Source organism: Paraburkholderia sp. GAS82 (assembly GCF_050436285.1).
Classification (GTDB): domain Bacteria; phylum Pseudomonadota; class Gammaproteobacteria; order Burkholderiales; family Burkholderiaceae; genus Paraburkholderia; species Paraburkholderia phenazinium_B.
Genome location: NZ_JBNDLX010000001.1, coordinates 886322 through 906241 on the forward strand (window position 1 = coordinate 886322; position 19920 = coordinate 906241).

A 19920-nucleotide genomic window follows, 5' to 3' on the forward strand; every position below is an offset into this window, starting at 1 on the left:
GTCAGTCCACCGGGAAGTTCGCGCAGGCGTCGGTCACGGGCGACGCGCAGACGAACGAATACTCGCCGCTCCATTGCAGCGCGGTTTTGCCCGCATGCAGGACCTGGCGGACGTCGGGATCCGTTTCGTAGGCGATGAAGGCAGAGCAGGCGACTGCGGACAAAACGACCAACGAAAACGCGATCTTTTCAAAAATCTGGAAACGGTATGGCATGGCGATATCTTCCTTTTCGCCCGCAATGATACCTCAACCTAGGGTTTTCACCTAGTCCGGCGTACACCAAAACGCCTTCCCCTGGCACGTATTTTCCCGTGCCACGTTATTTGCCCCCGCTGCCGCCTTTGCGCTTCGAACAGCGCGCAACTCCGGTTAATTTCCTGCGCATCATTTACCTGACCGTTTTGTCATGTTCACGACAGGGTTGGGCCATGAGTGGTCGATACAATCAAACCCGTAGGGCAAGCCTTGGTGCGAGCGACTGGCGGCGTGGGAAACCACGCACGAGGTCGGCCGTCGAGGTGCGATGTCACCCGCTGGTAGTCATTGGCTTGCGCAGTCGCCGACGCTCCGTTTTTACGCCGCGTCGGTGTTCGTTGGCTTGGCTTTAACCGCGGCAGGAGTGGCCCCATGAATCATTTGCAGTCGATGCGAGTTTTCGTCAAAGTGGCCGAACTCGGCAGCTTCGCCCGTACTGCCAGCACGATGGGCATTTCCACTGCCGTCGTGACCCGTCACGTAGCCGACCTCGAAGAACGTCTCGGCACGCGCCTCCTCAACCGCACGACGCGCAGCCAGTCGCTGACCGAGTCGGGCCGGGTCTATCTCGAGCGCGTTCGTCCGATCCTCGACGACCTCGAAGGCGTCGAGCAGATGGTGGTGGCGCGCAATCACGAACCGGTCGGCACCTTGCGCATCGTGGCGCCGGTGGTGTTCGGCCTGCATAACTTCGCGCCGGTGTTGCAGTCGTACGCCGAGCGTTATCCGAACGTCATTCCCGATGTCACGCTGGTGGATCGCCATGTCGATCTGGTCGAAGAAGGTTTCGACGTGGGCGTGCTGATTGCCCGCCAGATGCGTAGCGCGAGTATTGTCACGCGGCGTCTCACCACGGGTCATATGACGGTGTGCGCGACGCCGGACTATCTGCGCAAACACGGCACGCCGACCCGTCCCGAGCAACTGCAGGATCATCCGAGCCTGTCGTTGCCATCCGAATACGGCGGCGACGAGCGCGTCTTCACGAGCATCGACGGCAAGGGCGAAGTGCGGATGCGTCCGACCAATGCGATCGTCGCGAACAACACGGAAATGCTGCGTCAGTTCGCCCTGCTCGGCATGGGCATCGCCATCCTGCCGAGTTACCTGATTGGCCGCGATCTCGAACGCGGCCGTCTGGTGCGGCTGCTGGCCGGTTATCGTCTGCCGCAGGTGGAGGTGACGATTGCGTATCCGAGCCGTCACCATCTGCCGGCCAAGGTGCGGACCTTTATCGATCATCTGGTTGAACACTTCAGCCAGATGTCGACGGGTCTGCCGGGCGACCCCGCGGCCTTGCAGGAGCCAGCACTGCGTCCGGCCCAGATGATGCAGCGTACGGTGGCGGAGATGGAAGCGAACGCGCCGGAGTTCGATGACATCGATGAAGCTGCGTCCTTGCAGCGCGGCAAGGCGGCTGCGGCACGCGCCCCGCGCAAGGCAGCGCGGTCGGCTCGCATGACCGATCAGGCGACTGCAGCGGGTTTGTGAACCGCGCAGAAAACACAGGCGCCCGGCAGACGCAGTGACGCAGAGGGACGCGTTGCTCGCCGCATCCGGATTGCGGACGCGGGGCGGTATCAGCGGAGGGACAAAGGCGCGACTCGGCGCCCTTGAGCGTGTGGCAATAATCAGGCGATACTGCGGGTTAGCAGGGAGCGGACAGTCGCCCGCGACCAATCCGCGGTGAGTCCGCGCACGCTATCCGGGGAGCATGACGAGTTGAACGTCGCCTTTGCCAACACAACCAGCGACGACGTCGAAACGCTGGTGCAAATCCGCATCGAAGCGATGCGCGAAAGTCTCGAGCGCATCGGGCGGTTTGATCCGGTTCGTGCCCGTGAACGGTTTCTGGCGTCGTTCGAACCCGCGCAGTGCCGTTTCATTCTCGTGGATGGCGTCGAGGCAGGCTTTGTGCTCGTCAGGCCTGAGCCCGGTCATCTACAACTTGCTCATTTGTATATCGTTCCTGCTCACCAGGGCAAGGGCGTCGGCGCTGTTGCGCTCGAAGCTGTGCTCGCCGATGCCGATACCCAGGGCGTGCCGGTCAGATTGGGCGCGCTGCGCCACAGCGACTCGAACCGTTTCTATCAGCGCCACGGTTTTGTCAAAACCGGTGAAGACGAGTGGGACATTTACTATGTCCGCGAGCCGCGCGCGGCCTCAAATCCATAAGTCATTCTTCGCGGTCCGCTCACTCTCTTCGCCGCCGGTATTCCTGACGCCGCGCGGTTCGATCACCAGCATCTGCACTTCCTTCTCGGCATACGGCTTGTGCTCCTTGCCGCGCGGCACGACAAACATCTCGCCGGCTGAAAGATGCACTGCGCCGTCGCGGAAATCGATTCGCAAGTGTCCGTCGAGCACGATAAAGGTCTCGTCGGTCTCCGCGTGCTCGTGCCAGACGAAATCGCCTTCGATTTTCACCACCTTGAACTGGTAGTCGTTCATCTCCGCCACGACGCGCTGTTGCCATTGGTCGTGAATGAGAGCGAGTTTTTCGGCGAAATTGATCGCGCGGTAGGGGGCATGGAGGGCCGTGCTGGCCGGGGCTGGTGCGTTCGACATCGGTTGTTCCTGTGGGTGTAAAGAGGCACAGGTAAGCGTACGGCCTGCGGCCCGCAACGTCTTGTACGAATGTGCGTGGCTTGGGTGCGTATGAGTGGCGTGTGAGTCGCGCGCGGGCGTGTGCGAACAGCTGCCCGCGCGACGCTAGCGTCGCAAGACCGTGCCAGACGCGTGGCCCGCGGTGTTTGCCTGACTCACCATCTTCAACCAGCGCGACGGCGGCACGCCCCACGTTTTGGTGAAGTGCCGTGTCATATGGCTTTGATCGGCAAAGCCGGCGGCAGCGGAGGCATCTGCCAGCGGCCGGCCCTCGCTTGCAAGCCGGCGTACCAGGTCGAGACGACGCATCGTCAGATAGCGGTGGGGGCTGGTGCCAAACAGGGCGCGGAAGTTGCGCGACAGGCTCCATTTGTCCTTGCCGCTCGCCGTAGCGAGTTCGTCCAGCGTGACGGCTTGCGCGAGCGATTCGTGCAGGTACTGGCGAGCCTGTTCCGCAGCCCGGTAGTCGGCAATGCGTATTGTCTGCGTAGCGCCGGAGGCCGCGTCGAGCGCCATGGCGAGGTCGTAAATGGCATCTTCCTGCTCGAGCGGATCAAGGGCGCGGTCGATGGCTTGCAGCAGCCCTTCGGTGGCCGAGAACAGGCGCGGATCGTCCGACAGTCCGCCTTCGATGAACGGCAACGGCTTCCCCCCAAGCACCTGTTGAAACAGCGCCGGCTCGACATAGACCATGCGGTAGCGAAAGCCTTCGTCGGTGCCGGCCTGGCCGTCGTGCGCTTCGTCGGGATGCAGCACCATCGTCATGCCCGGCACGCTGTTGCACATGCCGCGGCGGTAATGGAAGCTTTGCACGCCGGCTAGCGTGCGGCCGATCGCGTAGGTGTCGTGGCGGTGCAGGCCGTAGGCGGCGTCATGAAAGAACGCTTCGATGCGCTCGATGCCACCGGACGAAGGCGCGCGCTCGATCCAGTCGGCGCCGTCCGTGCGGCGCGTCTTCGGTGTCATGCCCATACGCTCAAGAGCTGAGTCCGGGCCCGAAATTACCACCCAGCAGCGGGGTGATGGAGGCGATGTCCGGGTAGTCCTGCTCCGGCAAGCCGTCGAGCATCGACAGCAATTCGTTGCTGGCGCCGGCTTCGCGTGCAAGGTCGACGAGTCCGTCCTTGTTGACCGGAAACTTCGCTTCACGCAGAACGTCTGCAATCTGCAGATCGATCGATTCGCCGGGGATACCCGAGCCGGACATGCGCATGCTCCTTGTCGCAGATTATGTTTGCAGATGCTGATCCTGGCCCGTGAGGCCGCGGTCCAGGCGCCGCGATTTCGGCAGCGCGATGTGTTCCCACTGCTGCGGACGGTTCGCGTCCGTGACGCCGACGTTCGGCGCAGCCGGTGCGACAGGCGCGGCATTAGCGCGTGCGACGGCAGAACCGGCCGTGCTGTCGAGCGCCGTATGAACCGGCGCTGCAAAGCACGAAGCCGACAGCGTCACCATGACCATCAGTGTCGAGGTTTTCATCGCCCGACCTCCTTTCCACATGCAGCGCAGAGACTGCAGCAAGCGCTGTGCCATTCCCGCGGCGGCAGGAATGGCGCACGCCGCGTGCGGACCGCGCCTACGACGCGCCGCACTCCTTCCATCTTAGACGGCAAATCGTGCAACCGCCGCAAAAACCGCGTGAGACCGCGCAATACCGCGAAAAGGAGCCGTCTGGGTCAGATCATGGCAGAAAACGCAATCTTGCGCCGCGGAGCGGGCTGTGCAGCGGGACGGCTAACGCAGCACGTCAAAGCGCGTCCAGGGCCATGAGGGCCGGTCCTGCATGTAGCCATTGAGCCAGTTCCACTGCGGATGGCGTTTCATGAACGCCTGCGCATCGAACGGCTGACCGCAGGGATGGCCCCAGCGGGCCTCGAAGGCCATGTCGCGGGCCATCTCGCTGTCCGCCACTTTGCCGTCATTGGCGCCCCAAGGGTTGAACGGCCCCAGCTCGGAGCCGCCGAAGCGCGCGTCGTCCAGTTCCAGGTGCCCGCAGATGGTGCGCGAGCACGGGTTGTCAGGCCGGTTCAGATACACGTCGTGATGGTCGGCAATCATTTGCCGGGCCAGTTCGACATCGATCTTGCCGCGATGCAGTTCCTCCAGCTGCATGAAGCGCAACCGCCGCGCGCCGTTCTTGCGAACGTCCGTGTAATCCTCGCCTTCGCCGACGCACTCCTGATTGCGGATCTTCAGATCGGTCGCAGTGTTGTAGCCGCTATAGAAACCGTTCCGCGTGCTTTCGAAGCCGGAGTAGTGCAGCCCCAGTTCATAGCGGGCGATCTCGCCCGTTTTGACATCCCCGAGCAGCCAGCTATTCGCGTAGCCGCCGTTGTTGGCCACGGCGAACATCTCGCACCACTCGCCGATACTGTTCGCATACTGCGTAGCACGCCGTGAGCGGTAGAACTCCGGCGCGCCGGCCGGGTTATAGCCAACGAAGTCGGAGATGGTGGTTTCGGTCACCATCAGCCCGGCGGCGCTGATCCAGAAGTCGGTGAGACTCGAGATGCAACCGGGCAGTCCTTGCATCAGGATGCGATGACCGGATTCCGGCACGATGTCGAAGATCACATTGAAGGCGTCGCCCGCGGCGTAGCGGTCCCATGAGTTGTGCGCCATGACGATGCGCCCATCGCGCGTGGCGTTTCCGGTGGCGATGAAGGCGCTGCAATGGTGGCCGCGCCTGCCGCGCCACGGCTTGACGCCGAGTCGCGGCTGCTGGGCTGCCACGTGGCTTGGCCACCAGCTTTGCAGCAGGTCCATGTAGCCGTTCCATGCGAGGACCTCGGAGAACGGCAGCCTGGCGCCGTCGGCGATGCCCTGGATCTCGTCGGTGAATTCGCTGTCAAGTTTGGGGCTGAACTGGGCCACGGCCGCGTTGACGAAAGTATCGAACTCTTCGCCGGTATCCCACTTCGCGAGGTAGCGCGCGGTGCCGATTGCATTGCGGATTTCGGTGGCGAGCAACTGACCGTGCTGCTCGCCGCGGTCGTACGGCTCGCCTTCGATATGCAAGAAGATCCAGCCGGCCTGATCGCGGCGCACCGCATCGATGGAGGGATCGCTCATGCTGACTCCGGGTCGAAGCCGCGCGGAACCCGGGGGCGTCCGTCGCGGCGTTTCAACCGCGCCGCGCGAGGCGGCGTGCTACTGGTTTTTATTGTAGAGCGTATGCCGCGCTTTGCCATGCGGCGTCGAGGCAGGGCGGGGATGACGTTCAACCGTTCGCAGGTCGGCAGGGCGGGATGCTCAGGCGGCAGCGGTTTAGAGAACCGGCATCGCAACCGCTCAGCGCGTGGGATTCATGCGGAAATAGGCATCGAGCAGCGAGGTCTTGTAGACCACCCCGGCCAGCTTGGGGTGGGCAAGGCTCTCGATCACCGGCAGACGCTCGCCCTGAAAGGCCATAAAGTGCTGCAACGCGACGCCGAGCGGCATATCGGGCGTGAGCACGTCGAAGTGCGTCTGCAGATAGTCCGAAGCGCTTTTGGACGAGGTATCGCGCTTCTCGAGCAGGTCAGACGTAATGTCCTTCAGCGCGACGACGCCGAGGAACGCGCCGGCGTCATCGGCGACATAAAGATACTTCACGGGATATTCCAGGAACACCCGCGTCATTTCCTGGACAGTCGCTGCGGGCGTCACCACCGTCTCCGCGGGGCGGATCAGCTCGCGCATCTGCGTGGCGCGCAAGCGCACCCGTTCCTGCTCTTCACGGTTGCGCACGAGCGTGATCTCATACATCGAGGTTTTGCCGATCGCGCGCGCCACGAAATAGGCGACCACGCACGACAGCATCAGCGGCAGCACGACCTGATAGCTGAGCGTCATTTCGAAGATCATCAGGATTGCCATCAACGGTGCCTGCGTGGCGCCCGCGAGGAACGCGCCCATGCCGACCATGGTGTAGGCGTAGGGCGCCGACGTGCCGTTCGGCCACAGCGCATGCATGCCGAGGCCGAACAGCGAACCGACCACCGCGCCTACGAAGAGCGTCGGCGTGAACACGCCGCCCACCGCACCCGAGCCGGCGGTGGCGGCGGTGGCGATCAGCTTGAACACCAGCACGAAGACGAGCGCCGTCCAGGTCCACGGTGAATGAAGGATCGAGTTGACGACGCTATAGCCATTGCCCCAGACCTCGGGCGACCACACTGACAGAACACCGACGATCAGGCCACCCAGCGCCAGCCTCACCGGCAGCGGCAAGGGCAACTTGCGAAAGCCTGCCTTGGAGATGTCGAGCATGCGCAAAAACTGCGGTGCCGCGGCGCCACAGAGCACGCCGAGCGCGACGAACAGCAGCACTTCGAGGCCCGCCACCGGCGGAAACGCCGGCATCTCGTAGGGGGGCCGATAGCTGGTGAACTCGCGCATCGTGATGTTGGCGACCACGGCCGCGACCACGACGGGCCCGAAGCTTTCCATCGCCATCGAGCCGAGCACGATTTCGGTCACGAAGAAGGCGCCCGCAATCGGCGCGCTATACGCGGAGGTGATGCCCGCCGCCGCGCCGCAGGCTACCAGCAGGCGCAGGCGCGGCGGGTCGAAATGCACCCAGCGGCCGATCAGCGATGCACTGAGCGCCGCCAGTTGCACCATCGGACCCTCGCGGCCGATCGAGCCGCCGCTGGAGATGGTGAACAGCGACGACACGCTGCGCCAGAAGCTCAGTCGTACCGGCACGATGCCGTCGCCGATCGCCACGGCTTCCATATAGTCGGTGTGGACGTTCTTGTCGGCGTGACGGCGTGCGATCAACAGCAGGAAGCCGGCGATGAGGCCGCCCGCGGCGGGCAGCAAGATGCGCACGGTCAGCGGCAGGCTGCGCGCCATCTGGACGAAGCTGCCCGAGTGGCCGACGAAGCCCAGTTGCAGCAGCGAAATCGCCTCGCGGAAGGCGATCGTCGCAAACGCGCCCGCGACACCCACTACCACCGACCAGACCAGCATCGTATGGGCGTCCGACAGCCGGAACATGTCTTGCGCGCGGGTGCGCAGCCTCAGCAGGAATGAAAGCACGACGGCAGCAGGATAGAGGGAGAAAGGGGGGAAACCGCGCGCAAGAATAGCACTGCGCGACGGTCGTGGGAGACGTTCGAGAGGACGGCTTTGGCTGGGCGCAAGGCGCGCTTGCGCCGTTGTACGAGATGCATCCTCCGCGCCGTCAGCATTTTCACCGGGCGGCCTTGTCGAGTTCCGGATAGTGTCGGAAGATGCCTGATTCGTTGTAGGCCAGACGCCGTTCCGAAGCGAGATAGGCGGCAATGTTTGGACGCGCGGCCACCGCGTCGTGCAGCCCGGCGAGCAACGGATAGTGCACGCCGAAACGCTTCATGGCACGCGGGAACGCGTAGTGCAGCCCGTCGATCAACTGGAACATCGACAGATCGACGTAGGTCAGCTTGTTGCCCACCAGGTGTGCATCGCTCTGCGTGTTTTGCAGGATCACGCGCTCGAAGTAGTGCATGAACTTCGGAATCCGGTTGTCGATGAAATCGTGGGCGCGGATTTTGGCGGCGTCTTTCTGGTCTTCGTAGTAGAGCTCGCTCGCGAGCGGATGATGGGTGTCGTGAACTTCAGTCACCACGTCGGCGATCGTCAGTTGCAAGCCGTTTGCGACGTAGCGCAGGCCTTCGTCGGCAGGCGCCAGACCGAGCTTCGGGCCGAGGTAGAACAGAATATTGGCGGTCTGCGAGATCAGCAGAGTGCCGTCTTTCAGGAACGGCGGCGCAAACGGCGGATGCCCCTCGCGCTTGCTGCTCATCACCTCCAGCATCCTGGCCGTGCCGAGCCCTTCGGCTTCCTCGCCGCGAGCCACTTCGATGTAATCCGCGCCTGCCTCCTCCAGCGCGAGCCGCACGAATTCCCCGCGACCCTGCAAGCCATCCCAATAGTAGAGTTCATAGCTCATCGATCGATCCTCATTCGGCTGTTCAGGCAGTCAGTATGCCGTGTGAGCGCGCCGCGTTGTGCGCAGAAATGCGCAAAGCCCCGCACGCGGCGGGGCTGGCTGCAAGGTACGAGTGGCGTTGCCAGCCGCATCAACCAAACAGACGCTGGACGGCCCAGGTAATGCCGAGGCCTCCGACGATCAGCCATACATACAGGATCAGTCCGGTCGTCAGCGCTCGCGGACCGGCTTCGCGGATCTGCGAGATGCGGGTTTCGATGCCGAGTGCCGTCATCGCCATGGTCAGCGCGAACGTATCGAGCGTGTTGAGCGTCTGGGTGGCGGCTTCGGGCAACACATGCAGCGAGTTCAGCACCACGAAGCCGAGGAAGCCAAGCGCGAACCAGGGAATTGCCAGCTTGCGCGGGGCGTGCTGGGCGAAGGACTGCGCACCGCCAGCGGCACTAGCAGCACTGGCACCGGCACGGCCCGGACGGTTGATCCACATGCCGATCGCGAGCAGCACCGGCACCAGCAGCATCACGCGTGTCATCTTGACGATGGTCGCGATATGCGTGGCCTCGGGGCTGACGTTACTGGCCGCGCCCACCACCTGTGCCACCTCATGAATCGTGCCGCCGAAGAACAGCCCCGCGCCGACGGTGTCGAGATGCAGCCAGCCGGCCTTGAACAGGATCGGGTAGAGGAACATCGACAGGGTGCCGAACAACACCACGCTGCCGACTGCCATGGCGCTCTTGTGCGGCTTCGACTGCAGCGTCGATTCGAAGGCAAGCACGGCGGCCGCACCGCAGATGGCACTGCCGGCGGCGGTGAGCAACGCCGTGTCGCGGTCGAGCTTCATCAGCTTCATGCCGGCCCATGTGCCGATGACCAGCGTACTCACCACGATCAGCACCGATTCCGCCAGTCCCGGCAAACCGACCTGGGCAATTTCCTGCAGGCTCACGCGCAGGCCGAAAAAGGCGACAGCGATGCGCAACAGTTTGCGCGCCGAGAAGTTGACGCCGGCCGCCCAACTCGCCGGCATGCCGTCGCGCATGGTGTTGCCGTACAGCGCACCGGCGACGATACCGACGATCAACGGACTCAGGCCAAGTCCGGCGATGGCGGGCAGCGCGGCAAGCCGGGTCACGGCAGCGGCGAAGAGGGCGACGAACAGGACGCCGTTGAGCTGTCCGCGGGTGGTGGAGATCGCCTGGCCGGGAGCGGCCTGAATATGAGCGGTAGACATGATTTTCGCCTTCGGGGCGTTTGGCTTGGACGAGCTAATCCTAGTTTGAATATATCAATATGAAAAATCGTCATTTATGACGTAAACTATCTGTTGAACTGATATTTAAGCGCCATGACCCCCGATCAGCTTATAACTTTCGCCGCCGTCGCCGAGCATCGCAACATCAGTCGAGCCGCGGTGGCTTTGCATCTGTCGCAGCCCGCGGTGTCGGGGCAACTGCGTCAATTGCAGGATGAGTTCGGCGAACCGCTATATCAGCGCGACGGCCGTGGCGTGCGCCTGACGCCGGCCGGCGAGCAGCTCGCCAGTTATGCGACACGCCTGCGCGACACCTGGCGGCAGGCGCATGCCTATCGTGACGCATTGCGCGGCATGGAGAGCGGCACATTGCGGGTCGGCGCGAGCACGACGCCGGCCAGCTATCTGCTGCCTTATCTGATCGCGGCGTTTCACCGGCGCTATCCGGACGTGACGCTGCATACCACGGACGGCAATACCGCTGAGATCGTCGGTGCGCTGGCCTCGCTCGATATCGCAATGGTCGAAGGGCCGGTGGGCGCCGATTTGCCGCCGGACACCGCCGTGCATTCGTGGCGGCAGGATGAGATTGTGGCGATCATGCCTCAGACCCATCCGCTTGCATTGGCTGCGGGCGTGGGAACCGCACCGGCAGCCGCGGGCGTAGCTGGAGGCACGGGCGCCGCGGCCGGTCAGATAGAGTTAGCGGCACTGGGAGCGCATTCTCTTGTGCTGCGCGAGGCGGGCTCCGGTGTGCGCCAGATCGTTGAGCGGGCGTTTGCCCGCGCGGGGGTGCCGATGCGCGTCGCGCTGGAGATCGCCGGTGTCGAGGGCGTGAAGGAGGCGGTGCGCGCGGGCATGGGGATCGGCTTCGTCTCGGCGATGTCGATGCGTCACGAGGGTGGCGCGCTGTGCCTGTTCTCGCTCAGCCCGGAACCGCTGACGCGGCATTTTTCCATTCTGATTCCCCATGCGAGCGCGCCGTCACGCGTGGTCGAGCGCTTTCTGGCACTCACCTCGGACGATGCGGATTGAATACGTGCCAACGGATGCTTTTTCGGTATAATTGGATGGAACCGGTTCCATTTCCAGGAAATCGGGACAAAGCAGGGCAACTCCGATGATTTTGCGATAGTTGCAATAGTCATCGCGGCGTCCCGGCTTTCTTAGGAAACCGCATGAATCCGACGCTTGATGTCATCACCTACGGCGAAGCCATGGCGCTCTTCGTCGCTGCTGAAACGGGTCCGCTCGCCGGAGTCGGCCAGTTCACCAAACGGATCGCCGGGGCCGATCTGAACGTGGCGATCGGTCTCGCCCGACTCGGCTTCAAGGTGGGCTGGATGAGCCGGGTCGGCAACGATTCGTTCGGTCAGTACGTGCGCGACACCTTGCATCGCGAACGCATCGACCAGCAACGCGTCGTCACGGACGATCGCTATCCCACCGGCTTTCAGCTCAAGTCGAAAAGCGACGACGGCAGCGACCCGGCTATCGAATACTTTCGCAAGGGCTCGGCGGCCAGTCATCTGTCTCCGGACGACTATGCTCCGTTCTACGTGCTGCCGGCGCGTCATCTGCATCTGACGGGCGTCGCACCGGCGATTTCCGAATCGTCGCGCGAACTGGCGTTGTTGCTGGCGCGAGAAATGCGTGGCGCAGGCAAGACGATCTCCTTCGATCCGAACCTGCGGCCGACGCTCTGGGCGTCGCGCGCGGCGATGGTCGAGGGCTTGAACGCGTTGGCTGAACTTGCGGACTGGGTGCTGCCCGGTATCGGCGAAGGTGAGATCCTTACCGGCTATTCGAAGCCGGAAGACATCGCGCGCTTCTATCTGGAGCGGGGTGCGCGCGGCGTCATCATCAAGCTCGGGGCGCGTGGCGCGTATTTCCGCACGGCGGACGAGTCTGGCGTGGTCGAGGCGCAACCGGTCGCCAAGGTGATCGACACGGTCGGCGCGGGCGATGGTTTTGCGGTCGGCGTGATCAGCGCCTTGCTTGAAGGGCGGCCGTTGCCGGAAGCCGTGGTACGCGGCAACCGGATCGGGGCGCTGGCGATTCAGGTGATTGGCGATTCCGAAGGCTTGCCGACCCGCGCCGAGCTCGACCTGCTCGAGCAGGCCGATGCCACGACACCCGGCGCCGCCTTACTGGACAACGTCTAATAGCGCCGTCTGCTTTACTGGCTTTGATCTGGAACCTGTACAAGCATTAAGACTTGTAGCGCACAACAACAAGATGCCCGGAGACGCTGCTTCACGCGCACGGCACATCCATCCAAACGGGTTAAGGTTGCAACCATGTTGCATGGGACGGGAGACATCCATGACCTCATCGCTTGCGCTTCGCCGCTGGTGGACGATCATGCCGATCGTGTTCATCACCTACAGCCTTGCCTATCTCGACCGCGCGAATTTCGGCTTCGCGTCCGCTGCCGGGATCAACCAGGATCTCGGCATCAGCAAGGGCCTGGCGTCGTTGATCGGCGCGCTGTTCTTCCTCGGCTACTTCTTCTTCCAGGTCCCCGGCGCGATCTACGCGGAGCGCCGCAGCGTCAAAAAGCTGGTGTTCTGGAGCCTGATCCTGTGGGGCACTTGCGCAGCCTTGACCGGGATCGTCAGCAATATCCCCTCGCTGATGGCGATCCGCTTCCTGCTGGGCGTAGTCGAAGCGGCGGTGATGCCGGCCATGCTGATTTTTATCAGCAACTGGTTCACCAAACGCGAGCGCTCACGGGCCAACACCTTCCTGATTCTCGGCAATCCGGTGACGGTGTTGTGGATGTCGGTCGTGTCCGGCTATCTGGTGCATTCGTTCGGCTGGCGCCCGATGTTCATCGCGGAAGGCGCGCCGGCCATCGTCTGGGCTGTGTGCTGGTGGTTTATCGTCGAGGACAGGCCGGCTCAGGTATCGTGGCTCACGCAGCAGCAAAAGGACGAGCTCGCCGAGACCCTGCGCGCCGAACAGGCCGCGATCAAACCGGTGCGCAATTACGGCGAAGCGTTCCGCTCGTCCGCGGTGATCAAGTTATCCACACAGTATTTCTGCTGGAGCATCGGCGTGTACGGCTTCGTGCTTTGGCTGCCGTCCATTCTGAAAAACGGTTCGACGCTCGGCATGGTGGAAACCGGCTGGCTGACGGCGCTTCCCTATCTCGCGGCGACCATCGCCATGCTCGCTGCATCGTGGGCATCGGATAAACTGGGCCGTCGCAAGCAGTTCGTCTGGCCGTTTCTGTTAATCGGCGCGGTGGCGTTCGCGACCTCGTACGCGGTCGGCTCGACGCATTTCTGGATCTCGTATGCTTTGCTGGTCGCCGCCGGCGCAGCCATGTATGCGCCGTACGGACCGTTCTTCGCGATCGTGCCGGAACTGCTGCCGAAGAATGTCGCCGGCGGCGCGATGGCGTTGATCAACGGCATGGGGGCGCTAGGGTCGTTCGTCGGCTCGTACGTGGTCGGTTATCTGAACGGTGCGACCGGTACGCCCGCGGCATCGTATGCATTCATGAGTGCGGCGCTCGTCGCCGCAACGATTTTGACGTTGACGGTGAAGCCACAACCGTCTGCCTCTCCCAAACTCGTCGCTAGTCCATTGCAAGGAAAATAAGCTGATGAAGAAGATCATTGCCTACAAGCCGTTGCCCGACGACGTACTCGCGTATCTGCGCAAACATGTCGAGGTCGTGCAGGTTGATGGCGCGCAGCATGATGCGTTTGTCGCAGCGCTCAAGGACGCGGACGGCGCGATTGGTGCCAGCGTGAAGATCACGCCGGCCATGATCGAAGGCGCGACGAAGCTCAAGGCGCTGTCGACCATCTCGGTTGGATTCGATGCTTTCGATGTCGCCGATCTCACGCAACGCGGTATCGTGCTCGCACACACGCCGGATGTATTGACCGAATCGACTGCAGACACGGTGTTCTCGTTGATTCTGGCGACCGCTCGCCGGGTCGTCGAGCTTGCCGACTGGGTGAAGGCCGGCCAATGGAAGACGGGTGTCGGACCCGCGCAATATGGCGTCGAGGTTCAGGGCAAGACGCTCGGCATCGTCGGCCTCGGACGGATCGGCGGCGCCGTGGCGCGCCGCGCGGCGCTCGGCTTCAACATGCCGGTGCTGTACACCAACCGCAACCCGAACCCGCAAGCCGAAGAGGCTTACGGCGCACGCCGTGTCGAACTGTCCGAGCTGCTGGCGACTTCCGATTTCGTGTGCCTCCAGGTGCCGCTCACTCCGGAGACGCAACATCTGATCGGCGCGGCCGAACTGCGCGCGATGAAGAAGAGCGCGATCCTCATCAACGCTTCACGCGGCGCGACCGTCGACGAAGCCGCGCTGATCGAGGCGCTGCGGGCCGGCACAATCCACGGCGCGGGACTCGACGTGTTCGAAACCGAGCCGATCCCCGCCGATTCGCCGCTGCTGTCGATGCCCAACGTGGTGGCGTTGCCGCACATCGGTTCGGCGACCCACGAGACGCGTCACGCAATGGCGTTGAACGCCGCCGAGAACCTCGTTGCCGCGCTCGACGGCACGTTGACGCGCAACGTCGTGAACCGCGACGTCCTGCGCAAGTGAGCGCATCTTGAGCAGCCCGCACACCATTGCACCGCGCCGCGCCACCATCAGCGACGTGGCCCGCGAGGCCGGCACCGGCAAGACCAGCATCTCGCGCTATCTGAACGGCGAGCTGAGCGTGCTGTCGCCGGAGTTGCGCGCGCGGATCGAAGCCGCGATCGAGCGGCTCGACTATCAGCCCAACCAGATGGCGCGCGGTTTGAAGCGCGGTCGCAACCGGCTGATCGGCATGCTGATCGCGGACCTCACCAATCCGTATTCGGTGGAGGTGTTGCAGGGCGTCGAGGCCGCGTGCCATGCGCTCGGCTACATGCCGTTGATCTGCCATGCTGCCAACGAAGTAGAGATGGAGCGGCGCTATCTGCAACTGCTCACCACGTATCGCGTGGAGGGCGTGATCGTCAATGCGCTTGGGGTGCGTGACGAAACTCTTCGGCCGGTCGGCGACGGCGGGATTCCCGCGGTGCTGGTCGACCGCATGGTAGACGGTCTCGTTGCCGATCTGGTCGGGCTCGACAATACGGCGGCGGTGCAACTGGGCACGCGTCATCTGCTCGAGCGCGGTTTCGACGATATCTGGTTCGTCGTGCAACCGTTCGAGCGCATCAGTTCGCGGCGCTTGCGCGAGGAGGCGTTTCGCGCGGCGATAGACGCTCAGTCGCGGGCCCGAGGCCAGACCGTTGTGCTGGAGCTCGGCGATGCGGCAGCGGTGGAGGGCGCGCTGGCCGAACTGGACAAAGAACTGGACCGTGCGCTGGCTGATGCGCCAGATCGCGCCACTTGGGCAACTCACGTCACTCAAGCCGCGGCCGCACCGGCGCCTCGCATTGCCCTGTTCGCCGCCAACGGCCCGGTCGCGCTCTGTCTCGCCCGTCATCTGAATGCACGCTACGGCATGCGCTGGCAGGAGCGCATTGCGCTGCTATCCATCGACGACCCCGAATGGGCCGAATTCGCCGGCATTACGGCGATCCGTCAGCCGACCTATCAGATCGGCTATCGTGCGGTGGAGTTTCTCCATGAACGCATCGACGGCGTGCAGACGGCCGTGCGCGACTGCCTGCTGCCAGGCGAATTGATCGTGCGCGAGTCAACTTCGCGCTGATCTGCGATCATTCGGGCTGCGGCGCGCAGCGGGTGCGCGCCGGTCATCGTAAGGAAACCCATGGTCGTTGCACCGCTCACGCTTACCTGTCTCGTACTTTCGACGCTGTTCGCCGCCGCTTTACCGATTGTCCTGTACCGCCGCCTGCGCGTACCGCTTGGGCTGAACGCCCGCGACGCGATCGCTGGCATTGCCGTGTTCGCGCTGTTCGCCAGCGTGATCGAGCGTGCGCTGAATGGCTATGTGCTGCATCAGAATGCAGCCGTCGCCGCCTGGCTATCCCATCCGCTCACGTTCGTGATCTATGGCGCGCTGGCCGCAGGCGTCTGCGAGGAAGTGGGGCGGTTCATCGCCATGAAGATGATGTGGCAGCGGGCCGTGGCTGCCAAGGCTGCCGCTGCGCCGAATTCACTCGCGAATTCGGCGAGCGAAGCGTCCGTTGCCAATGCGGCGGTTAGCAGTTCGACCACCTCCCGGCCTTCCGTGTCGGCCCGCGTGTCGATGCGCAAGAAGACCGTCGTGCCGCCCTCGACCGGCGATAGCACAGCGCTCGGTTACGGCATCGGACATGGCGGCGCCGAAGCGTGGATAGTCGGCGTGCTGGTGCAGATACAGTGGATCGTTTTCGCGGTGGTGGCGAACCGCGGCGAGCTCGACAGCTATCTGGGCAGTCTGCCGGACGAATCGCTGATGCGCATCCAGATGGTTCTCGCCAGTCTGTCGCCGCTGACGGCGGGGGTTTTCCTGCTCGAACGGGTGGCAGCGCTGGTGCTTCAGATCGGCCTGTCGGTGTTGATGTGGCGCGGTGTGCGAGCCGGCTGGTACGCGATCCTGCCGCTGGCCATCGTCGCACACGCGTTGGTCGGTTTACCTGCTGCGTTGTTCCAGGTGGGAGTCATTCCGCTTTACGCCGTGGATGGCCTGTATGCGCTGCTGGCGATCATCGTGGCGGTCGTGCTGGTCAAAATGTTCCAGCGTACGGCACGTACTGCCTGAACTCCGACGGCAACTTTCTGGCGAATTCCTAACCTTCGGTCTGCAAACATGGAAGCCTACCAATACGTCTGCACGAGCCCCGACATGGAAGAACTGGCGCGCGTCATCAGCGACCTGTTTCCCGAGCAGACGCAGTTCATCGAACGTCCGGCCGAGGATGGCACGCCGACCCTCGCGGTCCACTGGGTCGCGATGCGCTTTGGCGCAGCGGCGCGCCGCATTACGGTGAGCGTGGTGATGTCGCCCGCGGTGCTGGCGCGCTATCGGGCCATGCCGGTGCGCCAGCGCGGACGCAGTTTTGCGGTGTTGCGCGCTTATGTCGAAGCGACCATCGGCTCGCTTGAAGAACAGTATGCAAACGGCGAGGCCGTGCCGCGCGAGGTAACGATCGAACTGGATGAACAGTTCGCGTGATGGGGCGAGCGGGCGGCCAGCTCGCGCGGCCTACTCGGCCAACCGATACACCTTGGCAAAGCGTGCCGCCTGCACGACGCCGTAGTCGCCCGGCGCGTATTGCATAACCCAGTCGCCGGCCGTGCCGCGCAGCACATCGCCGCCGGCCGCGGAACGCGCCAGCGTAAACGGCCCGGTCATCTGCCGGGCCAGCACGACGGCGGGGCGATTGCGGTACGCACCCGGTTCGCCGTGAGCGAGCGAAGCCTCGGCGGGCAGATATTTCGCATCGAAACGATCGCGTGACACCACCCAGCGGTCGCCGGTCGAACCGGTGATCAGCGCATCGCCGCGCACATAGCGGTTCGGGCCTTCGAGGCTCATCAGTTCGCCATCGCCCGCGGCAAATTCGACGGAGACGGTTTCGTCCTTGACGACACGTTGAGCGGCCGCATCGGAGCGCAGGTCGAGGTTCTTGAGTTCGATCATGAAGCAGGTTGCCAAAAAGGTAAGACGCTGGATGACAGCGGTTAAAGCCGTGTGCGGACCGCCGGGCCTGGCTTGCTGCAGGTCGCACATCGCGCACACGTACGGCTCGAAAGCCCGCTTGTGGCGAGCGCAAAGCCGAATGATGCCAGAAGCATAAAACAGAAAGCCTGCCGTTCAGGGCAGGCTTTCTCTGGACCGCTACAGCGAAGCTTTACTTATGCTTCTTGCCGCCGCCCGGCGATTGATGGAAAGTCTCATCCGCCAGTTTCTTCTGATCCGGCGAGAGGCTGTTGTACAGCGGTTCGAACGCGTCGACCAGCTTCTTCATGCCGTCGGCGTGTGCCTGAGCGATTGCCGCGTATTGCTTCATGTCGTCGATAGCCGACTGGGCGCCCGCCTGCTGACGCTGCTTGAACAGATCACCCATGGTTTGCGCGTTGCTGCGCATTACATCGGCAAACGCGCTCCACTGCGGGTCCTGCGCTGGCGTGATCTTGAGCTGCGAGTGCAGGTACGCGATGCGATCTTCGACGTTGCGCTCGTGCTTGCCCGCTGATGCGGCCGCCGCGGCAGGTGCCGAGGCCGGTGCTGCGGTCTGTGCGAAGGCGCCGCTCATGGCGAGCGCGGAAGCCAGGATTACCAGTGCTTTTTTCATCGAAACTCCTGATGTTCGTTCGTATTCGGTTACAGCGCGGACAGTGCGCGGACGAGGCGCGGGTCAAGCATAGGGCGTCTTGATGATGAGCCGGTCGGAATGCCCGCTTTGCCAAGCTCGCTATTAGTATCACGATATCCCTACAATGCGACTACGTTGCGACAAACGCTTACAACCGAAACCAACAGGAAATAGCGGGTGGACAAATTTGTCAGCATGGAGATCTTCGTGGCCGTGGTCGAGGCGGGCAGCCTGACGGCGGCAGCCGAGCGTTATGAGATTTCGTCGGCGATGGTCGGCAAGCATATCCGCTCGCTCGAGACACGGCTAGCCGCCCGGCTTCTCACCCGGACCACGCGTCGTCAGAGTCTGACGGAGATTGGTCGTCAATACTACGAGCAGTGTCGACGCATTCTCGCGGATGTGAAGGATGCCGAGTCGCTCGCCGAGGCCATGACGGCGACGCCGCGCGGCGTCCTGAAGGTCACGGTGCCGCTCACTTACGGCGTGGAGGTGTTCGCGCCGGCGATGACCGACTATCTCACGGCGTGGCCCGACGTCAGTCTCGAACTCGACCTGTCGAACCGGCTGACTGACCTCGTTGAAGAGAGTTTCGATTCCGCGGTGCGGATTGGGCCTCTAGCAGATTCGAGCTTTGTGGCGCGGCCATTGAAGCCTTACCGGATGCGGGCGTGCGCCTCGCCGGAGTATCTCGCGCGGGCGGGCACGCCGCGCACGCCGGCCGATCTCGCCCAGCACGAATGTCTTGGTTTTCTGGACTGGGGACGCGACGGCGCATGGCGCTGGAACGGGGAGGCGGAGGGCGAGAATCCGTTGCGAGCGGGAAGGTTTCGAGCCAACAACGGCCAGGCGCTCAAGGTGGCGGCGTTGCGCGGCTTCGGTCTGGTGCTGCAGCCGGAAGTGCTGCTGGCGAAGGAGATTGCCAGCGGCGAACTGGTTTCGGTGCTCGAAGATTATTTGCCGCCGGGCATGCCTGTGCATCTGATTTATCCGCGCGACCGGCGCGCGACACCGAAGCTGACGAGCTTTATTGATTTTGTGATGGAACGGCTGGGCTTGTAAGCGGTGATAATCCGCAGCATGCCATTCAACGCTTTTAAACAAGACTGCCATTAATGAGACCTCCGCGCCTCGACCAACTCGACGACCTCGACCGTAACCTCGTTGCGCTGCTGCAGGCCAACGCACGCGAAAGCGTCGCGGACCTCGCGCGCCAGCTCGGCGTGGCGCGCACCACCGTGATCGCGCGGATTGCGCGGCTCGAACGCACCAACGTGATTGCGGGCTATAGCGTGCGGCTTGGCCAGGATGTGCTCGACGCGAGCATTTACGCGTACGTGGGCATCATCATCGCGCCGAGGCACGGGCCGGATGTGCAGAAACGCCTCGGCAAGATGCCGGAGGTGCAGTTGCTGTGCGCAGTGAGCGGCGAGTTCGATTATGTGGCGTGGCTGCGCGCGGATTCGCCGGACAGGCTCAACGATCTGCTCGATCAGATCGGCGCGCTCGAAGGTGTTGAGCGCACGACGACGTCGATCATTCTGGCGCGCAAGATCGATCGCGGGATGATTGGCGGGTGAGTCAGAGCGGCGCGTTTACACCGTTTTTACGTATTCTGGTCAATTTGACGTATTCAATCGTCAATT

General features: G+C 63.4%; 21 protein-coding genes and 1 pseudogene. 11 read left to right on the forward strand and 11 right to left on the reverse strand.

What is annotated here, in order from left to right; all coding sequences use genetic code 11:
• Position 1 precedes the first annotated feature (1 nt).
• Positions 2–214, reverse strand: coding sequence for a hypothetical protein (locus P3T17_RS03890; protein ID WP_074264394.1), 213 nt, complete (start codon positions 212–214; stop codon positions 2–4).
• Positions 215–628: 414 nt separating this feature from the next.
• Between P3T17_RS03890 and P3T17_RS03895 the strand changes: the two are divergent.
• Positions 629–1523 (forward strand): annotated as a pseudogene (locus tag P3T17_RS03895) (LysR family transcriptional regulator); the annotation flags it as partial.
• Positions 1524–1978: 455 nt separating this feature from the next.
• The gene (locus P3T17_RS03900; RefSeq protein WP_429405500.1) at positions 1979–2431 is read left to right on the forward strand and encodes a GNAT family N-acetyltransferase; all 453 of its coding nucleotides are present in this window, start codon (positions 1979–1981) and stop codon (positions 2429–2431) included.
• Here the strand turns inward: P3T17_RS03900 and P3T17_RS03905 are convergent.
• From P3T17_RS03905 to P3T17_RS03940, 8 genes are all read right to left on the reverse strand, one after another.
• Positions 2420–2824 (reverse strand): cupin domain-containing protein, encoded by a 405-nt coding sequence (locus tag P3T17_RS03905; RefSeq protein WP_429404816.1) that lies wholly within the window; start codon positions 2822–2824, stop codon positions 2420–2422. The genes P3T17_RS03900 and P3T17_RS03905 overlap by 12 nt on opposite strands.
• A gap of 144 nt (positions 2825–2968) precedes the next feature.
• On the reverse strand, positions 2969–3829 hold the full coding sequence (locus P3T17_RS03910) for an AraC family ligand binding domain-containing protein (RefSeq protein ID WP_429404818.1): 861 nt from the start codon (positions 3827–3829) through the stop codon (positions 2969–2971).
• Between the two features lie 10 nt (positions 3830–3839).
• Positions 3840–4070, reverse strand: coding sequence for a DUF2795 domain-containing protein (locus tag P3T17_RS03915; protein WP_074264399.1), 231 nt, complete (start codon positions 4068–4070; stop codon positions 3840–3842).
• Between the two features lie 21 nt (positions 4071–4091).
• Positions 4092–4343 carry a hypothetical protein gene (locus tag P3T17_RS03920; RefSeq protein ID WP_429287061.1) on the reverse strand — a complete coding sequence of 84 codons (252 nt, stop codon included), beginning with the start codon at positions 4341–4343 and terminating at the stop codon, positions 4092–4094.
• A 255-nt stretch (positions 4344–4598) separates the two neighbouring features.
• Entirely contained in the window at positions 4599–5936 is a 1338-nt protein-coding gene (locus P3T17_RS03925) for a C45 family autoproteolytic acyltransferase/hydolase (protein ID WP_074264401.1), read from the reverse strand.
• 219 nt (positions 5937–6155) lie between these two features.
• Entirely contained in the window at positions 6156–7889 is a 1734-nt protein-coding gene (locus P3T17_RS03930; protein WP_429404820.1) for a ClcB-like voltage-gated chloride channel protein, read from the reverse strand.
• A 154-nt stretch (positions 7890–8043) separates the two neighbouring features.
• Positions 8044–8781: a glutathione S-transferase gene (locus P3T17_RS03935; RefSeq protein ID WP_074264403.1), complete on the reverse strand. Its 738-nt coding sequence runs from the start codon at positions 8779–8781 to the stop codon at positions 8044–8046.
• A 130-nt stretch (positions 8782–8911) separates the two neighbouring features.
• Positions 8912–10015, reverse strand: a complete 1104-nt coding sequence (locus tag P3T17_RS03940) for a YeiH family protein (protein ID WP_429404822.1) — start codon at positions 10013–10015, stop codon at positions 8912–8914.
• A gap of 114 nt (positions 10016–10129) precedes the next feature.
• Between P3T17_RS03940 and P3T17_RS03945 the strand changes: the two genes are divergently transcribed.
• The 7 genes from P3T17_RS03945 (at position 10130) to P3T17_RS03975 (ending at position 17130) form a co-directional block, all read left to right on the forward strand.
• Positions 10130–11071 carry a LysR family transcriptional regulator gene (locus tag P3T17_RS03945; RefSeq protein WP_429404824.1) on the forward strand — a complete coding sequence of 314 codons (942 nt, stop codon included), beginning with the start codon at positions 10130–10132 and terminating at the stop codon, positions 11069–11071.
• 143 nt (positions 11072–11214) lie between these two features.
• The gene (locus P3T17_RS03950) at positions 11215–12201 is read left to right on the forward strand and encodes a sugar kinase (protein ID WP_429404826.1); all 987 of its coding nucleotides are present in this window, start codon (positions 11215–11217) and stop codon (positions 12199–12201) included.
• A 160-nt stretch (positions 12202–12361) separates the two neighbouring features.
• Positions 12362–13645, forward strand: coding sequence for an MFS transporter (locus P3T17_RS03955; protein ID WP_429404828.1), 1284 nt, complete (start codon positions 12362–12364; stop codon positions 13643–13645).
• 4 nt (positions 13646–13649) lie between these two features.
• Positions 13650–14615, forward strand: coding sequence for a 2-hydroxyacid dehydrogenase (locus tag P3T17_RS03960; protein WP_429404830.1), 966 nt, complete (start codon positions 13650–13652; stop codon positions 14613–14615).
• A gap of 7 nt (positions 14616–14622) precedes the next feature.
• Positions 14623–15720: a LacI family DNA-binding transcriptional regulator gene (locus P3T17_RS03965; protein ID WP_074264409.1), complete on the forward strand. Its 1098-nt coding sequence runs from the start codon at positions 14623–14625 to the stop codon at positions 15718–15720.
• A 60-nt stretch (positions 15721–15780) separates the two neighbouring features.
• On the forward strand, positions 15781–16716 hold the full coding sequence (locus tag P3T17_RS03970) for a YhfC family intramembrane metalloprotease (protein WP_074264410.1): 936 nt from the start codon (positions 15781–15783) through the stop codon (positions 16714–16716).
• 48 nt (positions 16717–16764) lie between these two features.
• Complete coding sequence (locus P3T17_RS03975) at positions 16765–17130, forward strand: DUF3022 domain-containing protein (protein WP_074264411.1); 366 nt, start codon at positions 16765–16767, stop codon at positions 17128–17130.
• A gap of 30 nt (positions 17131–17160) precedes the next feature.
• Here the strand turns inward: P3T17_RS03975 and P3T17_RS03980 are convergent, their stop codons facing one another.
• Positions 17161–17598 carry a PGDYG domain-containing protein gene (locus P3T17_RS03980; RefSeq protein ID WP_429404832.1) on the reverse strand — a complete coding sequence of 146 codons (438 nt, stop codon included), beginning with the start codon at positions 17596–17598 and terminating at the stop codon, positions 17161–17163.
• Positions 17599–17809: 211 nt separating this feature from the next.
• Positions 17810–18253: a Spy/CpxP family protein refolding chaperone gene (locus P3T17_RS03985; RefSeq protein WP_429404834.1), complete on the reverse strand. Its 444-nt coding sequence runs from the start codon at positions 18251–18253 to the stop codon at positions 17810–17812.
• A gap of 198 nt (positions 18254–18451) precedes the next feature.
• On the opposite strand from P3T17_RS03985, the gene P3T17_RS03990 reads away from it, so the two are divergent.
• Positions 18452–19336 (forward strand): LysR family transcriptional regulator, encoded by an 885-nt coding sequence (locus P3T17_RS03990; RefSeq protein ID WP_429404836.1) that lies wholly within the window; start codon positions 18452–18454, stop codon positions 19334–19336.
• Between the two features lie 53 nt (positions 19337–19389).
• The gene (locus P3T17_RS03995) at positions 19390–19854 is read left to right on the forward strand and encodes an Lrp/AsnC family transcriptional regulator (protein WP_074264414.1); all 465 of its coding nucleotides are present in this window, start codon (positions 19390–19392) and stop codon (positions 19852–19854) included.
• Positions 19855–19920: the final 66 nt, after the last annotated feature.

What these genes read in the sequence shown, in the direction of transcription:
- P3T17_RS03890 (WP_074264394.1), bottom strand. Translation starts at nt 214, where the DNA reads ATGCCATACCGTTTCCAGATTTTTGAAAAGATCGCGTTTTCGTTGGTC.
- P3T17_RS03905 (WP_429404816.1), bottom strand. Translation starts at nt 2,824, where the DNA reads ATGTCGAACGCACCAGCCCCGGCCAGCACGGCCCTCCATGCCCCCTAC.
- P3T17_RS03910 (WP_429404818.1), bottom strand. Translation starts at nt 3,829, where the DNA reads ATGACACCGAAGACGCGCCGCACGGACGGCGCCGACTGGATCGAGCGC.
- P3T17_RS03915 (WP_074264399.1), bottom strand. Translation starts at nt 4,070, where the DNA reads ATGTCCGGCTCGGGTATCCCCGGCGAATCGATCGATCTGCAGATTGCA.
- P3T17_RS03920 (WP_429287061.1), bottom strand. Translation starts at nt 4,343, where the DNA reads ATGAAAACCTCGACACTGATGGTCATGGTGACGCTGTCGGCTTCGTGC.
- P3T17_RS03925 (WP_074264401.1), bottom strand. Translation starts at nt 5,936, where the DNA reads ATGAGCGATCCCTCCATCGATGCGGTGCGCCGCGATCAGGCCGGCTGG.
- P3T17_RS03935 (WP_074264403.1), bottom strand. Translation starts at nt 8,781, where the DNA reads ATGAGCTATGAACTCTACTATTGGGATGGCTTGCAGGGTCGCGGGGAA.
- P3T17_RS03940 (WP_429404822.1), bottom strand. Translation starts at nt 10,015, where the DNA reads ATGTCTACCGCTCATATTCAGGCCGCTCCCGGCCAGGCGATCTCCACC.
- P3T17_RS03945 (WP_429404824.1), top strand. Translation starts at nt 10,130, where the DNA reads ATGACCCCCGATCAGCTTATAACTTTCGCCGCCGTCGCCGAGCATCGC.
- P3T17_RS03950 (WP_429404826.1), top strand. Translation starts at nt 11,215, where the DNA reads ATGAATCCGACGCTTGATGTCATCACCTACGGCGAAGCCATGGCGCTC.
- P3T17_RS03955 (WP_429404828.1), top strand. Translation starts at nt 12,362, where the DNA reads ATGACCTCATCGCTTGCGCTTCGCCGCTGGTGGACGATCATGCCGATC.
- P3T17_RS03960 (WP_429404830.1), top strand. Translation starts at nt 13,650, where the DNA reads ATGAAGAAGATCATTGCCTACAAGCCGTTGCCCGACGACGTACTCGCG.
- P3T17_RS03970 (WP_074264410.1), top strand. Translation starts at nt 15,781, where the DNA reads ATGGTCGTTGCACCGCTCACGCTTACCTGTCTCGTACTTTCGACGCTG.
- P3T17_RS03975 (WP_074264411.1), top strand. Translation starts at nt 16,765, where the DNA reads ATGGAAGCCTACCAATACGTCTGCACGAGCCCCGACATGGAAGAACTG.
- P3T17_RS03980 (WP_429404832.1), bottom strand. Translation starts at nt 17,598, where the DNA reads ATGATCGAACTCAAGAACCTCGACCTGCGCTCCGATGCGGCCGCTCAA.
- P3T17_RS03985 (WP_429404834.1), bottom strand. Translation starts at nt 18,253, where the DNA reads ATGAAAAAAGCACTGGTAATCCTGGCTTCCGCGCTCGCCATGAGCGGC.
- P3T17_RS03995 (WP_074264414.1), top strand. Translation starts at nt 19,390, where the DNA reads ATGAGACCTCCGCGCCTCGACCAACTCGACGACCTCGACCGTAACCTC.